Here is a 15,191-nt window from a genome sequence, read left to right on the forward strand (position 1 = left end):
ACGCGTGAACGCAGCTGCCGCCCTGACGTTGCCGCCGGAACTGCGTGCGCGCCTGCGCCTGCTGCGGCTGCGGCCACGCCTGGCCAGCGGCGCCAGTGGCATCGGCCAGCACGCCAGCCGCAGCCGTGGTGCCGGGCTCGAATTCGCCCAGTACCGGGCCTACGAGCCCGGTGACGAACTGCGCCAGATCGACTGGAAGCTGTATGCCCGCTCGGACCGCTTCTTCGTGCGCGAGTCCGAACGCGAAAGCCCGATCACGGTCTGGCTGCTGCTTGATGCCACCGCCTCGGCCGGCCAGGCCGACCGCGCGGCACCGCAGCGCACGCGCCTGGACCACATGCGCGGCGTGGCCGTCTGCGTGGTTGAACTGGCCCTGCAGCAGGGCGACCGTTTCGGCCTGCTGGCAGTCAATGGCGATGGGTTGCAACTGGTACCCGCCGCAAACGGCGCACGCCAGCGTGATCGCGTGCACCTGCAACTGCATGCCCTGCAGGCGCGCGGCGGCTGGCCTGCGGCCGATCGACTGCGTCCGCTGTGGGAGCGGGTGCGCCCGGGCGACCTGCTGCTGGCGATTGGTGATGGCTTCGACGAGGCCGGCATCGTGCTGCTGGAACAGCTGGCCAGCGCCCGCCGCGAAGTGGCACTGCTGCAGATCCTCACCGCCGACGAGCGCGACTTCCCGTTCGATGCCGGCCATCGCTTCCGCGACCCGGAAACCGGCGAGGAACTGCTGGGTGACGGCGCGGCGATCCGCGCCGACTACCTGCAGCGCTTCGCTGAGGCGCGCAGCGCCTTGCAGGCGCGCCTGCAGGCCAGCGGCATCGTCCGTGCCACCGGCTGGCTCGACCAGCCGCTGGACCAGCCACTGCAGGCACTGTTCGGCCGCGGGGGCGGCGCATGACCCTGCTGTTCCCGTTGGGCCTGGCCGCGCTCGCTGCAGGATTGCTGCCGCTGCTGATCCACCTGGCCCGCCGCCATCCGTACACGCCACTGGATTTCGCCGCGCTGCGCTGGCTGCGCGCGCAGATCCGGCCGCGCCAGCGCATCCGCTTCGATGACTGGCCGTTGCTGCTGGTGCGCCTGCTGTTGCTGGCCGCGCTGGCAGTACTGCTGGCGCGACCTGCGTTGACCGGGCCTGCGCCAGCCCCCACCGCGTGGACGGTCGTGGCCCCGGGGTTGGATGCTGCCGCGCTGCGCGGCACCGCCGACGAGGGCAACTGGCATTGGCTGGCCCCCGGCTTCCCCACCATCGATCAGGCGCCCGGTGCATCCAGTGCGTCGCTGCCCAGCCTGCTGCGTGAGCTGGACGCGCAGCTGCCTGCGGGCACCCCGTTGACCGTGCATGTTCCCGACCCCCTGCCCGGCCTGGATGGCACCCGCCTGCAACTGTCACGCGACGTGCAATGGCACCCGCAGCCGATGCCGGTCACTCCTTCCCGGGCGGCCGCGGCCATTCCGCGGCTGCGCGCGCACGACGGAGCGTCCGCCACCGCCCAGCACTGGTTGAATGCACTGCAGCGCGCGTGGGGCGCGAGGGCGCTGCCCGCATCGCTGCCGGCGCATACCCTGCCCGAGCGCGGCGAGATCGGCGTCTGGAGCCACAGCGACGCACTGCCGGCGGATTGGCAGGCATGGCTGCGCGCCGGTGGCCGGGTGATGACTACCGGCAAGCCTGCTGCCGACGCCCGCATCCTCCTGCGCGATGCCGAGGGCGCCCCCCTGCTGTGGCAGCAACGCGTCGGCCACGGGGTCCTGCTGTCTCTGCCCGGCGACTGGGATGCCTCGGGCAACGCTGCCTTGCGCGATCCACAGGTGCCGCGTGCCCTGCTGCTGGCCCTGCAAGCGCCCCCTTCGCCGCGCCTCGGCGATGCACGTGACCAGGCGCCGCACCGGGCCGCATTGCCTGCTGCAACACCACCGCTGCGCGAGCCGACGCCTTGGCTGCTGCTGGCCATCGTGCTGCTGTTCGCGCTGGAGCGCTGGATGGCCAGCAGCCGCCGGCGCAGGGTGGCCGCATGAACACCCTGCAACGCGCCTGGCAACGCGCGCGCCGCCGCCGGGCGCTCATCACCCTGCTGCTGGGCCTGCCATGGGCGCTGGCCGCCACGATGCTGGCCCTGCGCCTGGCCGGCTTCGATAGCGCCTGCGTGGTCGGCACGGTCAGCCTGCTCGCCTGCGCAGCGCTCGCCACGGCGCGTTCCCGCCAGTTGGACCGGCAGTGGTTGCAGCGCCAGCTCGACGGCAGCGGTAGCAGCGAGGACAGTGCCGACCTGCTGTTCGCCGATGGCGCTACGCTCAATCCACTGCAACAGCGCCAGCGCACGCATGTGCTGGCCACGCTGGAGCGCGCAATGCCGGACCTGCGTCCGCGCTGGCCGCGCAGGGCGTTGGCCCTGAACTGGGTCGCTGGCCTGGCCATCGTTGCGCTGGCATTCGGCTGGCCACGTTCCAGCCCCGGCCCCGCACCGGCGCGCACATCGGCGCCTGGCAGCACGGCGGCCACAGGCCCGCTGCACCTGCAGTCCGCCCGCCTGCGCATCGATGCGCCGGCCTATACCGGCCAGGCCACGCTTACCCAGAGCACGCTGGATGCCAAGGTCGCCGCCGACAGCACGCTGTCGTGGTCGCTGCGCTTCGATCGCGCGCCGGACAAGGCATGGTTGCAGTTCCACGACGGCCGGCGGCTGCCGCTGAGCCAGCGGGATGGACAGTGGCAGGCGGAGGACGTGGCGCGCACGCCGGTGCTGTACCGCGTGGTGAGCGAACCCGCACTGGCCGAAGCCCGCCTGCATCGGCTGGATGTGGTCGCTGACCGCGCGCCCAGCGTACGCGTGCTGGAGCCCGCCGCGACCCTGGTTCCGGGCACGCCCGGGCAGCGCCAGTGGTCGCTGCGCTTCGAGGCCAGCGATGACTACGCCGTGGCCACGCAGGCAACGCTGTCGATCACCGTCACGCAGGGCAGCGGCGAGAACATCACCTTCGTTCGCCGCAGTGTCGGCCTCATCGGCAGCGGCGAAGCAACCGCACGGCGTTTCGCGCATACCCTCGACCTGGCCGCGCTGGGCGCGCAACCCGGCAGCGATGTCATCGCCCAGCTGGAGGTACGCGACAACCACGCGCCGACGCCGCAGACCGGGCGCAGCAGCAGTGTGATCCTGCGCCTGCCCAGCGCCGACGTCGCGCTCGGTGCCGAGCTGGAAGGACGGATCAAGAAGACCCTGCCGGCCTACTTCCGCAGCCAGCGGCAGATCATCATCGATGCCGAAGCGCTGATCCGGCAGCGACGCGCCCTTGCCGCCGACGACTTCGTGAAGCGCAGCGATGCGATCGGCGTCGACCAGCGCATCCTGCGCCTGCGCTATGGCCAGTTCCTGGGCGAAGAAAGCGAAGGCGCACCGAAGCCGCCGCCGACCAGCGACCTGCCCACCAGCGATACGCCGACCGCGGACAGCCACGACGACGATCACGATCACGACCATGGCGCCGATGCCGGAGCGCACGACGCGCATGGCCACGATCACGGCGGCAAGCCGGCCAATGCCGATACGCCACCGGTGTTCGGCAGCGATACCGACGTGCTCTCCGAATACGGACACACCCATGACCACGCCGAGGCGGCGACGCTGCTCGATCCGCAGACCCGCGCCACCCTGAAGGCCGCGCTGGACCAGATGTGGTCGGCCGAAGGCGAGCTGCGCCAGGGGCGCCCGCAGCAGGCGCTGCCGTTCGCCTACAAGGCCCTGGGTTTCATCAAGCAGGTGCAGCAGGCCGAACGCATCTATCTGGCCCGGGTCGGGCCGGAGCTGCCGCCGATCGATGAAGGCCGACGCCTGGGCGGTGACCGCGCCGGGCTGGCCAGCCGTGAGCTGCCGTTGGCCGCGCGCACCCCACCGGATCCGGCCATCGTCGAAGCCTGGCAGCGCCTCGGTGATGACAACGGCGCACCGGATCTCGATGCGCTCGCGGCCTGGCAGCAGCGCAACGCTCCCTACCTGCCCGATGCACTCGATCTGGCCGCCGCCATCGAACAACTGCGCATCGAGCCCGGTTGCAGCGATTGCCGCCAGCGCCTGCGCGCGCAGCTGTGGCGGGCGCTGCAGCGTCCACTGCCGCAGGCGATGCGGCGCAGTGCCGCTGATGCGATGGGCCAGCGCTACCTCGATGCGCTGGAGGCACAGCCATGAACACCGCCGGCCTGAATCTGTGGATCGCGCTGGCACTGGCCCTGATCGTGGTCATCGCCAGCGTGCGCCAGCTGCGTGGCAGCGCCACGTCCCCAGGCCGCCGGTGGTGGGTGATCGCCCTGCAGATCATCGCCGCCGCGCTGCTGTACGTCTGCCTGGTGCCGCCCACCCGCCAGCAACCCGCCAGCGGTCTGGTCGTGCTCGGAATCGATGCCGGCAAGGCCGGCGCACTGCCGGCCAGCGAAGGCCCGCTGCTGCTGTTGCCGGAAGCGGCCGATGTGCCCGGCGCCCAGCGCGTCCCCGATCTGGCCACCGCACTGCGCCTGCACCCGGCCTCCACGCTCACCCTGGTCGGTGCCGGCCTGGCTGCGCGCGATCGGGACACCGCGCTGCCACCGGACGTGCGCTGGCAGCCGGCGCCGCCACCACGCGGTTGGATCGCGCTGCGACCACCGGCCGACGTCGCGCCCGGTGCGCGCTTCGAGGTACGGGCGCAGGCGCGCGGCGTTGCCCGGGCGAAGGCGGAGCTGCTCGACCCGGCCGGCAGCGTCGTCGACCGCCGCGATGTTGCAGCAGATGGTCAGGTGCAGCTGAGCGGCGTTGCCCGCGCCGAAGGCCGCAGCGTGTTCCAGCTGCGCCTGCTTGATGCCGACGGCCATGGGGTGGACAGCGTGCCGGTGCCGCAGCAGACCCTGCCGGCCGCGCCGCTGCGCCTGCGGGTGCGCGCCGGTGCGCCGGGACCAGAATTGAAGTACCTGCGGCGATGGGCGGCCGATGCCGGCATCCACGTGCAGGTGCAGGCCGATGTCGGCGCCGGGGTGAGCGTCGGCGACGGTGCATTGCCGCTCGATGCGGAATCACTGGCACGCATCGACCTGCTGGTGCTGGACGAGCGCAGCCTGGCCGCGTTGAGCACAGCCCAGCTGGCCACCGTGCGCCAGGCCCTGCGCGAGGGACTGGGTGTACTGGTGCGCAGTGGCGGCACGGCTTCGGCCAGCGCGCGCCTGCGCATGCGCATGCGCGAACTGGGGCTGCCGGTGCAGGGCGATGGCAGCAGCCACGCGCTCGAACTACCCGGCGACGGCGACAGCGCGGTGCTCGCGGCACGACGTGGCCCGCTCGCCGCAGGTACGCTGCCGACCGGCTACGGCGAAGAGGCGGACCGCAGTTCGCACAGCGCCGCCCTGCCCACGCTGGAAGCACTGGCGCTGCAGGCGCCGGGCAGCACCGCGCTGCTGCACGATCGCACCGGCATGGCGGTCGGCGGCTGGCGCGCTGCCGGCAGGGGCCGCATCGGCCTGCTGCCACTGACCGACACCTGGCGCTGGGTGCTGGCCGGCCGCGACGACCGCCACGGCGAGCTGTGGAGCGGCGTGGTTGCCACGCTGGCGCGTGCGCAAGGCAGCGCTGATGCGCTGTGGTCGCCACAGCCGATCAGCTGGGCCGGCGAGCGGCAGGCGCTGTGCGGCGTGCAGGCACCGCTGCAGGCCTTCAACGCACGCGGCGACGGTGTGCCGCTGATCGTCGACCGCACCACGTCAGACCTGCGTTGCGCGGGCTGGTGGCCGCGTGAGGCGGGCTGGCAGCGCCTGCGGCACGGTGAGACTACGGTCTGGCGCTACGCATTCGACCCGAAGGACGCGCCCGCACTGCACCGGCAGGCGATGATCGAGGCCACCACGCAGGCGTTGGCCTCACGTACGTCGGCGAATACGACGCTCATGTCGCCGGTGCCGGGCTCACGCTGGCCCGGGTGGCTGGGTTTTGTGCTGTGCGCATCGCTGCTGTGGTGGCTGGAGCGGCGGCGCTGACCCGGGCTCGGATCCCTTTCGCTGGCGAAAGGGCTCTGAACCCACCGACTGGATCGCACACAGCATCCACGCATGGCGTGGATCTACCAGCTCCCTCCGTCATGCGTCCTTCAGTGCTTCGCCGCGCGCCGGTACACGCCGTTGAAGCGCACGTTCATGCCGCCGCATTCGCTGTTGTCGGCCACGATCAGCACCTCACCCAGCGAATGCACCCGCACCTTGCAGGTGTCTTCAACGAATTCCACATCGGCACCACGCGGCGTCGCGCGCGCTTCCACCTGGCCCATGTTCGGCCCATACGGACGCTGCTCCGGCGTGGGGTTGGCGGAGGGCCAGTAGGCGTCGCCTTCCACATGCAGCTGCCCGCCCTGCACGGTGATGCGCAGGCCGTTGTCGCCGTCTTTCCAGTGCCCCGCCCAGTCCTTCAGCGCCGGCACAACCACCGGCAGCGGCTGCAGCTTGCTGCGGTCCACCCAGCCCGCACTGCCGCCCACCTTGTTCGGGAAGAACGCGCAGCGGTAACGGCCCAGGTCGCGACCGGTCACCACCGTATCGCCGTTGATCACATAGCCGCGCTGGCGGCAGGCGGGTTCGCCCTTCGCCGGGCAGCCGTCCATGTCGCCGAGCAGGTACAGGCGTGGCGTATCGACCACGCGTGCCAGCGCAAACTGGCCCTGTTCGGACGGAAATGCGCCATTGCGGCAGGCGCCCCCACCGGCGATGCCGTCAGCGAAGGCGGACGCCGGCAGCAATGCAGCCAGCAGGCAGAACGAACGCAGGAACATGGCAGCGCCACCGATTGAGGAACCCGCAGGATAACCGGCCTACTTCACCGGCGGCGCCTCGCCCCCATCCTGCTGCTGGGAAAAGCGCAGCGCACGCTGCTGCTGTTCGGCACTGAGCTCCGGCGGAGGCCGTGCAACGGCCGCCTGGATCTGGTCCGGCCCGCCGGTGAGCTTGTTGATCCCCTTGGCCGCCGCCAGCACGCCCTTGACCACGCCCATCATGATGTAGCCGCCGCCCATGCTGACCTGCTCCGGCGACGGCGGTTCGCTCCAGTCGCGGCTGAAGCGGTTGTCGCCGAACTTTACCGGGTTCTTGAAGCGATACAGGTCCAGCGGCTCGTCGTCGGGCTTGAGCGCACGCACTTCGCCGAGGGTGGTGACGTTGTCCTGCGATGGAGCGGCGGGGAGGGACGCGGTGCCTGCAGCCGGCGCATCCACCGGGGGAGTGGGCGCTGGGTCAGGCCCCGCTATCGGCGCGGCCTGCTGCGCCTGCGCGAGACCCGCCAGCAACAGGCTGACCAGGAGTGCTCCCTGCGTTCCACGTCGTGCCACAGCCATCCACCCTGTTGGTTGCGTCCAGCACCCAAGGATACGGATGCCGGCTTCAGAATTCGTTGCTGCATCGGCAGCTGTTCAGCCAGGGGAGATGCAGCGATGCCATCCGGCAAAGGCACTGAACGGTTCACGGCCGCGCAGGCGGTGTCTCACATCCTGAGACGTGGATGTGGTGCCATGTGACCCCTCGTAAAACGTCCCGGCTCCACTTTCCATGGTCTACGAACTCGCCAAGCGCACCGCCGATGCGGAGCAGAAGCTCGCCACCCGCGATGGCCTGCCGGCCCGCGATGGCGCACTGCTCAGCGCGCGCCTGCAGCGTCGCTACCAGGACCGCATCACCGGCAGCTTCGCCATTCCCGGCCGCGAAGGCCGCTATGCGCCGCTTCCCGCCTCGGTACCGCCGGCGCTGGCCGCGGCGCTGCAGGCACGCGGCATCGAGCAGCTCTACAGCCACCAGGCCGAGGCCTGGGAGGCCAGCCAGCGCGGCGAGCACGTGGCCATCGTCACCCCCACCGCCAGCGGCAAGTCGTTGTGCTACACCTTGCCGGTGGTCAGCGCGGCCATGCAGGACAAGGCCAAGGCGCTGTACCTGTTCCCGACCAAGGCGCTGGCCCAGGACCAGGTGGCCGAGCTGCTCGAACTCAACCGTGCCGGCGACCTGGGCGTGAAGGCCTTCACCTTCGATGGCGATACCCCGGGGGATGCACGGCAGGCGATCCGCCTGCATGGCGACATCGTGGTGTCCAATCCGGACATGCTGCACCAGGCGATCCTGCCGCATCACACCAAGTGGGCGCAGTTCTTCGAGAACCTGCGCTACATCGTCATCGACGAGGTGCATACCTACCGCGGCGTGTTCGGCAGCCACGTCACCAACGTGCTGCGCCGGCTCAAGCGCATCTGCGCGTTCTACGGCGTGCAACCGCAGTTCATCCTGTGCTCGGCCACCATCGGCAACCCGCAGGCGCATGCCGAAGCGTTGATCGAGGCGCCGGTCACCGCCATCACCGAATCCGGCGCACCCAGCGGGCCGAAGCAGGTGCTGCTGTGGAACCCGCCGGTGATCAATCCGGACCTGGGCCTGCGCGCTTCAGCGCGCTCGCAGAGCAACCGCATCGCGCGCATCGCGATCAAGTCCGGGTTGAAGACGCTGGTGTTCGCGCAGACACGGCTGATGGTCGAAGTGCTGACCAAGTACCTGAAGGACATCTTCGACCACGACCCGCGCAAGCCGCCGCGCATCCGTGCCTACCGCGGCGGCTACCTGCCCACCGAACGCCGCGAGACCGAGCGGGCGATGCGCGCCGGCAACATCGACGGCATCGTCAGCACCTCGGCGCTGGAGCTGGGGGTGGATATCGGCAGCCTGGACGTGGTCATCCTCAACGGCTACCCCGGCAGCGTGGCCGCCACCTGGCAGCGCTTCGGCCGTGCCGGCCGTCGCCAGCAGCCGGCGCTGGGGGTGATGGTGGCCAGCTCGCAGCCACTGGACCAGTACGTGGTGCGGCATCCGGATTTCTTTGCCGAAGCCTCGCCCGAACATGCGCGCATCGCGCCGGACCAGCCGCTGATCCTGTTCGACCACATCCGCTGCGCCGCGTTCGAGCTGCCGTTCCGGGTCGGCGATGGCTTCGGCCCGATCGACCCGGAAGTGTTCCTGGAAGCGCTGGCCGAAACCGAGGTCCTCCACCGCGAAGGCGAACGCTGGGAATGGATCGCCGACAGCTACCCGGCCAACGCGGTCAGCCTGCGCGCGGTCGCCGACGGCAACTTCGTGGTGGTCGACCGCAGCGATGGCCGCCAGCAGATCATCGCCGAGGTCGATTATTCCGCCGCCGCGCTCACCCTGTACGAGGGCGCCATCCACATGGTGCAGTCCACGCCCTACCAGGTGGAAACGCTGGACTGGGAGGGCCGCAAGGCCTACGTCACCCGCACCCACGTGGACTACTACACCGACAGCATCGACTTCACCCGGCTCAAGGTGCTGGACCGCTTCGACGGCGGCGTGGCCGGCCGTGGCGATTCGCACCATGGCGAAGTGCACGTGGTCCGCCGCGTGGCCGGCTACAAGAAGATCCGCTACTACACCCACGAGAACATCGGTTATGGCCCGGTGAATCTGCCCGACCAGGAACTGCACACCACCGCGGTCTGGTGGCAGTTGCCGCAGGCCCTGCTGCTGCGCGCGTTCGCCAGCAAGCAGGATGCGCTCGATGGCTTCCTCGGTGCGGCGTATGCGCTGCACATCGTCGCCACCGTGGCGGTGATGGCCGATGCGCGCGACCTGCAGAAGTCGGTCGGCAACGGCGATGGTTCCTGGTTCGCCATCGCCGACCAGAGCGGCCGTGGCCAGCTGCGCGGCAGCGAAGGCGATCCTGGCGGGGTGGAGCTGCTGCAGGAGTTCGTACCCACGGTCTATCTGTACGACAACTTCCCCGGCGGCGTCGGCCTCAGCGAACCGCTCTGGCAGCGCCAGGCCGAGCTGGTGCAGCGCGCGCGCGAACTGGTCCAGCGCTGCGACTGCAAGGCCGGCTGCCCGGCCTGTGTCGGCCCGGTGCTGGCCGCACAGGAGGACGATGAGACCTCGCCGCGGGCGCTGGCGCTGCGCGTGCTGGACCTGTTCGATGCCGAAGCCTGCCAGTACGTGCGCGACGTGGTGGTGACCACGCGCGAGCCGATGGAGTTGCTGGCACCGTGAGCCTGAGCCTGGACAAGCTGCGCCTGCTGCGGAAGCAGGCCGGCGACCCGAAAGCCGCCGTACCGGCGGCACCGGACGCTCCCGCTGCACCTGCGGCACCGCGGGCCGCCAACGATGCGCAACAGCCGCCGGTCGAGCGCTCGGTGTTCGCCTGGGTCGAACAGGAGATCCGCCACAAGCCGACCGGCGCTGCGGCCTGTGCCCCGACACCGGCGCCGGCAACGCTGCGGCGGCCGGAGGTGGGAAGCCTGCATCGCCTGCTCGGCCTGCGCGCGCGCGGCGCCGCCACGCCGGCACGCGCCAGCGCACAGGATCGCCAGCTACCGGGGGAGGAGATCGCACCGGGCCTGTTCCTGGTCGAATCGCTGCAACCGCAGCCGATCCCGGCCGCCCCGTTGTCACTGGCCTTCGCCAGGCGCGAGGACCAGCACGTGGCCGCGCGCGATCTGCTGTTCTTCGATACCGAGACCACCGGCCTGGCCGGTGGCACCGGCACCCGCGCCTTCATGATCGGCGCGGCCGACTGGCACGTGTGCCCGCAGCGCGGCGAGGGCCTGCGCATCCGCCAGCTGCTGATGTCCACCCTGGCCGCCGAAGAGGCGATGCTGGCCACCTTCGCCGGCTGGCTGCAGCCGTCCACCGTGTTCTGCAGCTACAACGGCCGCAGCTACGATGCGCCGCTGCTGAAGGCGCGCTATCGGCTGGCCCGCCAGCCCGACCCGATCAGTGCACTGGACCACGTCGACCTGCTCTACCCCACGCGCCGTCGTTACCGCGGCCGCTGGGAGAACTGCAAGCTGTCCACCATCGAACGCCAGCTGCTGCGCGTCGTGCGCGAGGACGACCTGCCGGGCTCGGAGGCGCCTGGTGCCTGGTTGCGCTTCCTGCGCGGCGGCGACGCGGTGAACCTGCGGCGGGTGGCCGACCACAACCACCAGGACGTGGTGACCCTGGCCCTGCTGTTGCAGCGGCTGGTACGCGAGGAACAGCGCGAACGCGAGACGCTGGCGCTGGTCGGGCAGTAGGCGTTGACATGCCCTGACGGTGGCAGCGGTGACACTGCCGGCACCATCCACGCCTGGAGCCTGACGATGCGTCCCAGTCCCCTTGTCCTGCTCGCCATCCTGCCCTTGGCCGCCTGCAGTCACGCCGGCGGCAGCACCGCCCACGATCCTGCGCCGGCGCCCGTGGCCGATGCCGGGCACGAATGCAGACCCGAGGCGCTGGACGCCTTCACCGGCAAGACCGCCGACGAGGCCACGATCAGGAAACTGGTGGCTGACAGCGGCGCGCGCGGCGCACGGGTGGTCAAGCCGGGCATGGCGGTGACCATGGACTTCCGCCAGGACCGCGTCACCGTGCAGGTGGACGCGCAGAACCGCATCGAACGCGCCAGCTGCGGTTGATCGACCCGGTGGGTGCCGGCCACTGGCCGGCGCCCCACATTGCCGGCCAGCGGCCGGCACTACCAGTCAGAGACGCTCGGCCTTGCCGCTGGCCAGTGCGCGCGCGATCACCTGCTGTGCCTGCTGCGACGCCTGCGCATGCACGCGGGCCTGGCGCTCGCCAAGCGCGGCCTGCTGGCTGCCCAGCGCCGCCTGACGGCTGGCCAGTTCAGACTGCTGGCTGGCCAGCCGCTGGATGTCGCGGGTGTGGCCGGCACGCGCGCTTTCGTTGTCCACGTCCTGCATGGCACGACGTGCCTGTGCTGCGGCCTCACGCGCGGCCTCACGTGCAATGGCCGAATCGCGGGTCGCGCCCCGCGCCGCCTTCGCCGCCTCGGCCGCCGCTTCGCGGTTGATGTCATGCGCGGCCATCGCGCTGCGCGCGGCCTCGGCGGCCGCCAAGGCGATGCGTCGCGCCTCCTCGCCCTGCAGGCGGCCCATCTCGCCCATCTGCCTGCCGAGTTCACCCTGCCGGCGGCCCAGCGCACTCTGCTGACGGCCGAGTTCGCGCTGCTGGCGGCCCAGATCCACCGCGCCACTGTAGGCACGCTGCAGGCTCTGGATCATCATCGGATCACGCACCACGTAGCGCTTGTCGCCCTGGCGGAACCACAACGCCGGGCCCTTGCCGAGCTGCTGGCGGGCCACCGTCACGTCATCCATGCCGCCGTTGGCGAAGGTCGAATCACCATCGACCAGCACGAAGGCCTGCGGCGGCGACCTGCCCAGGTCCAGGCGGCCATAGGTGGTGATGGATGAGGCCGTCGAAGTCGTTCCCTGGGGGTCTTCGGCCATGCCGGCGGCGGCGTCGAAATCGGCCACGTCGGCATCGTCGGGCCCGGTCGTATCAGCGGGTTCGGCCGGTGCTGCAGGCGCCTCCGGTGCAGCCGGTGCTGCAGGCGCCGCCGGCACACCCGCGGCCGATGGCGGTGCGGCCGGGGCCTTGGGAGCCTTCGGCGGTGGCGGCACAGCCACCTTCGGTGCCGTCGGCGGCGCGGGCGGAGTTGGCGGCACCGGGGCCGCGACCAGGCGCATCGGCGCCACGCCCACCAGGACCACCACGGCCGTCAGCGCCATCGCCAGAACGCGCGGGCAGGCCCGGCGCGGCTGCAGCGACAGCAGGCGGCGCTTGAGGCTGGTGGCGTCCGGCGCGGCACTGGCCACGCCCAGGTGTGGCTGCGGCGCAACGCCCAGCTGCAGCAGCAGGCGGCCATAGGCCTGGCGGCTGGCACCCTGCTGGCCCACCACGGCCGCGTCCACGGCTTCCTCGCGGGCCTGCGCGTATTCGCGCACCGACAGGCGCAGCAACGGGTGGAAGAAGAACAGATGCTGGGCCAGCGCGGGCAGCAGGCCCCATTGCAGGTCACGGCGCTGCAGGTGCTGCAGTTCGTGGGTCAGTGCCAGGTCCAGCGCGTCGCCCTGCAGGGCGTTGTCGCCCGCCGGCAGCAGCAGCACCGGGCGGAACGGACCGACCAGCTGCGGTGCGTCCACCTGCCTGCTCATCCACAGCCGCGGCGCAGGGCGCACGCCGTGTGCATCGGACGCCAGCTGCAACGCGGCTACCAGCGCCTCGTCCGTGCAGGGATACGCCGCCGCCAGCAACGCGCGGCAGCGACGCCATTCACCGAAGGTGCGCAGGGTCATCAGCAGCACGCCCGACATCCACAGGCCGGCCAGTGCCACCGCCCACCACGCCATGGCCGGCATGTCCGCCGCAGCCGTGGGCATCGCAGCCAGCAGCTGTGCCGAGGCTTCCGGGGCCAGCGGATAGACTACGTCGGCGGCCGCATCGGTTGCGGTCATCGCCACCGCCTGCGGTGCGGGCAGCCAGGCCAGCTGCAGCGGCTGGCTCCAGAACAGGCCAAGCACGGCCTGCAGCGATACCAGCCACCACAGGCGGCAGCGGGTCGCCGCCGACAGTGACGGCAGCGCGCGGCACACGCCATACACCAGGGCCACCAGCAACATAGTCTGCAGGCTGGTCCAGCCCAGCCGTTCCAACAACGGGATCAGCATCGTGGTGTCCATGGCTCAGCCCTCGTGGCGACGCGATTGGAGTTGGGCCACCAGCGCTTCCAGCTCGGCCAGTTCGTTGTCGCTGACCTGCTGGCGCTGCGACAGGTAGGCCACGAACGGCGACACCGAGCCCTGCAGGGTGTTGTCGACGAACTGGGCCACGGCGCCCTGCAGCACGCTCTGCGGGCCACGGGTGGCCTGGTAGCGGTAGACGCCGTCCTGCTGGTGGCGCTGAAGATACCCCTTCGCCCGCAGCCGCTCCATCATCGTCAGCACGGTCGAACGGGCCAGGCCGCGGGCCTCGCCGTAGCCACTGGCGACCTCGCCGACCGTGGCCGGCGCATGTTCATCGATGTACTGCAGCAGGGCCAGTTCCTGGTCCCCGATCGTCTTGCCACGCATGACACCACTCCCTTGACTACACGTGTCGTCACTTTCTCTGTGACGACAGTTGTAGTCAACCCCCCCGGAAGTCATGGGCCGACGAACGGTAGGCACCACCGCGCACTTAAACCTTTGACGCGCCGTCTGCATCCGATCCGCAACGTCCCAGTGGAATGCCGCATGTTCCGTCCCACGCTCCGAGTGCTGCTCATGCTCATCAGTGCACTGCCCTTCGCTGCCATCTCTGCCAGCCACGACCCGGCCAACGACCAGACCCGCCGCCTGATCCGCCAGGTCATGCTGGAACAGCGCATCCCCGGCTTGCAGGTCGCCGTGGTCAAGAAGGGACAGATCGTGCTGTCAGAGGCCTATGGCCTGGCCAACGTCGAGAACGGCGTGCCTGCCACGCGCGACACCCGCTTCCCGCTCAATTCGGCCACCAAGGCGTTCACCGGCGTGGCCGCCGCACAGTTGGCACAGCGGGGGCAGCTGGATCTGGACGCGCCGGCGTCGCGCTACCTGGATGATCTTCCACCTGCGTGGAAAGACGTACGCGTGCGCCAGTTGCTGGCGCATACCTCAGGCCTTCCGGACATCCTTGATGCGAACGGACTGCTTGGCGGTGGCTCCGAGGCACAGGCATGGGCGGCAGTCACCGCGCGCCCTGTCGAAGCCGCCCCGGGGCAGCGTTTTGCCTACAACCAGACCAACTACGTGCTGCTGGCCAGGATCATCGCGCAGCTATCCGGCATGCCCTACGAACGCTTCCTGGCCACCGGCCAGTTCAGCGGTGCACGCATGTCGCGCACCACCTTCGGCGACAGCTATGACCTGGTTCCGGATGTGGCGACGATGTACAGCCTGGCCCCGCGTGCCACCGACGCTGCGGATGCGCCGTCGCGCCTGTCGCACTGGTTCTATGACATACCGCCTTCGTTGTGGGCCGGTGGCGGCGTCCTCACCACCGCCGACGACACCGCGCGCTGGCTGGTCGCGCTGACCGAAGGCGGCCTGTTGGACGACGCCGCGCGTGCACGCATGTGGTCGGCCGAGCGTCTGGCCGATGGCCGTGCCGGCCCCTGGGCCGCCGGCTGGCCCGTGCTGCAGGACACACCGGACCTGCAGGTCGCCGGCATCGGCGGTGCCCGCTCGGCCTTCGTGGTCTATCCCGAGCGCGGCGTGGCAGTGGTGGTGCTGACCAATCTTGTCGGTGCCAATCCGCAGCAGTTTATTCCACGCATTGCCGATCTTTATGCGCCTGCGGTGACCGTGCCCTGAGGCGGCCGGCCAGCGGCCGGCACTACCGG

General features: G+C 70.7%; 12 protein-coding genes. 8 read left to right on the forward strand and 4 right to left on the reverse strand.

Annotated elements, in window-relative coordinates; genetic code table 11:
- Nucleotides 1–4: 4 nt before the first annotated feature.
- The 4 genes from AC5P9I_RS18500 to AC5P9I_RS18515 are packed head-to-tail and all read left to right on the forward strand — an operon-like array spanning nucleotide 5 to nucleotide 5,995.
- Entirely contained in the window at nucleotides 5–901 is an 897-nt protein-coding gene (locus AC5P9I_RS18500; RefSeq protein WP_130768346.1) for a DUF58 domain-containing protein, read from the forward strand.
- Nucleotides 898–2,019: a BatA domain-containing protein gene (locus AC5P9I_RS18505; protein ID WP_130768345.1), complete on the forward strand. Its 1,122-nt coding sequence runs from the start codon at nucleotides 898–900 to the stop codon at nucleotides 2,017–2,019. The genes AC5P9I_RS18500 and AC5P9I_RS18505 overlap by 4 nt, the downstream gene beginning before the upstream one ends.
- Complete coding sequence (locus AC5P9I_RS18510; RefSeq protein WP_130768344.1) at nucleotides 2,016–4,184, forward strand: hypothetical protein; 2,169 nt, start codon at nucleotides 2,016–2,018, stop codon at nucleotides 4,182–4,184. Before AC5P9I_RS18505 ends, AC5P9I_RS18510 begins: the two co-directional genes overlap by 4 nt.
- On the forward strand, nucleotides 4,181–5,995 hold the full coding sequence (locus AC5P9I_RS18515; RefSeq protein ID WP_130768343.1) for an amino acid adenylation domain-containing protein: 1,815 nt from the start codon (nucleotides 4,181–4,183) through the stop codon (nucleotides 5,993–5,995). Before AC5P9I_RS18510 ends, AC5P9I_RS18515 begins: the two co-directional genes overlap by 4 nt.
- A 110-nt stretch (nucleotides 5,996–6,105) precedes the next feature.
- Here the strand turns inward: AC5P9I_RS18515 and AC5P9I_RS18520 are convergent, their stop codons facing one another.
- A complete protein-coding gene (locus AC5P9I_RS18520) occupies nucleotides 6,106–6,780 on the reverse strand; it encodes a hypothetical protein (RefSeq protein WP_074725827.1) in 675 nt (224 codons plus the stop codon).
- A 39-nt stretch (nucleotides 6,781–6,819) separates the two neighbouring features.
- Complete coding sequence (locus tag AC5P9I_RS18525) at nucleotides 6,820–7,338, reverse strand: hypothetical protein (RefSeq protein ID WP_103283082.1); 519 nt, start codon at nucleotides 7,336–7,338, stop codon at nucleotides 6,820–6,822.
- Nucleotides 7,339–7,549: 211 nt separating this feature from the next.
- Here AC5P9I_RS18525 and AC5P9I_RS18530 point away from each other — a divergent pair, with 211 nt between their 5' ends.
- The 3 genes from AC5P9I_RS18530 (at nucleotide 7,550) to AC5P9I_RS18540 (ending at nucleotide 11,445) form a co-directional block, all read left to right on the forward strand.
- Complete coding sequence (locus AC5P9I_RS18530; protein ID WP_053461795.1) at nucleotides 7,550–10,039, forward strand: DEAD/DEAH box helicase; 2,490 nt, start codon at nucleotides 7,550–7,552, stop codon at nucleotides 10,037–10,039.
- Nucleotides 10,036–11,064 carry a ribonuclease H-like domain-containing protein gene (locus tag AC5P9I_RS18535; protein WP_164082371.1) on the forward strand — a complete coding sequence of 343 codons (1,029 nt, stop codon included), beginning with the start codon at nucleotides 10,036–10,038 and terminating at the stop codon, nucleotides 11,062–11,064. The genes AC5P9I_RS18530 and AC5P9I_RS18535 overlap by 4 nt, the downstream gene beginning before the upstream one ends.
- A 66-nt stretch (nucleotides 11,065–11,130) precedes the next feature.
- Nucleotides 11,131–11,445, forward strand: a complete 315-nt coding sequence (locus AC5P9I_RS18540) for an I78 family peptidase inhibitor (RefSeq protein ID WP_049470483.1) — start codon at nucleotides 11,131–11,133, stop codon at nucleotides 11,443–11,445.
- 66 nt (nucleotides 11,446–11,511) lie between these two features.
- On the opposite strand, the gene AC5P9I_RS18545 is transcribed toward AC5P9I_RS18540, so the two are convergent.
- Both AC5P9I_RS18545 and AC5P9I_RS18550 read right to left on the reverse strand, forming a co-directional pair.
- The gene (locus AC5P9I_RS18545) at nucleotides 11,512–13,512 is read right to left on the reverse strand and encodes a M56 family metallopeptidase (protein WP_164082370.1); all 2,001 of its coding nucleotides are present in this window, start codon (nucleotides 13,510–13,512) and stop codon (nucleotides 11,512–11,514) included.
- 3 nt (nucleotides 13,513–13,515) lie between these two features.
- Nucleotides 13,516–13,902 (reverse strand): BlaI/MecI/CopY family transcriptional regulator, encoded by a 387-nt coding sequence (locus AC5P9I_RS18550; protein ID WP_053461791.1) that lies wholly within the window; start codon nucleotides 13,900–13,902, stop codon nucleotides 13,516–13,518.
- Between the two features lie 192 nt (nucleotides 13,903–14,094).
- Here AC5P9I_RS18550 and AC5P9I_RS18555 point away from each other — a divergent pair, with 192 nt between their 5' ends.
- Nucleotides 14,095–15,162, forward strand: coding sequence for a serine hydrolase domain-containing protein (locus AC5P9I_RS18555; protein ID WP_187756882.1), 1,068 nt, complete (start codon nucleotides 14,095–14,097; stop codon nucleotides 15,160–15,162).
- Nucleotides 15,163–15,191: the final 29 nt, after the last annotated feature.

It is taken from the genome of Stenotrophomonas sp. YJH_SMC_29, from assembly GCF_059371235.1.

Coding starts and splice junctions, on each gene's coding strand:
- AC5P9I_RS18505 (WP_130768345.1), top strand. CDS start 898: ATGACCCTGCTGTTCCCGTTGGGCCTGGCCGCGCTCGCTGCAGGATTG.
- AC5P9I_RS18510 (WP_130768344.1), top strand. CDS start 2,016: ATGAACACCCTGCAACGCGCCTGGCAACGCGCGCGCCGCCGCCGGGCG.
- AC5P9I_RS18515 (WP_130768343.1), top strand. CDS start 4,181: ATGAACACCGCCGGCCTGAATCTGTGGATCGCGCTGGCACTGGCCCTG.
- AC5P9I_RS18520 (WP_074725827.1), bottom strand. CDS start 6,780: ATGTTCCTGCGTTCGTTCTGCCTGCTGGCTGCATTGCTGCCGGCGTCC.
- AC5P9I_RS18525 (WP_103283082.1), bottom strand. CDS start 7,338: ATGGCTGTGGCACGACGTGGAACGCAGGGAGCACTCCTGGTCAGCCTG.
- AC5P9I_RS18530 (WP_053461795.1), top strand. CDS start 7,550: ATGGTCTACGAACTCGCCAAGCGCACCGCCGATGCGGAGCAGAAGCTC.
- AC5P9I_RS18540 (WP_049470483.1), top strand. CDS start 11,131: ATGCGTCCCAGTCCCCTTGTCCTGCTCGCCATCCTGCCCTTGGCCGCC.
- AC5P9I_RS18545 (WP_164082370.1), bottom strand. CDS start 13,512: ATGGACACCACGATGCTGATCCCGTTGTTGGAACGGCTGGGCTGGACC.
- AC5P9I_RS18550 (WP_053461791.1), bottom strand. CDS start 13,902: ATGCGTGGCAAGACGATCGGGGACCAGGAACTGGCCCTGCTGCAGTAC.
- AC5P9I_RS18555 (WP_187756882.1), top strand. CDS start 14,095: ATGCTCATCAGTGCACTGCCCTTCGCTGCCATCTCTGCCAGCCACGAC.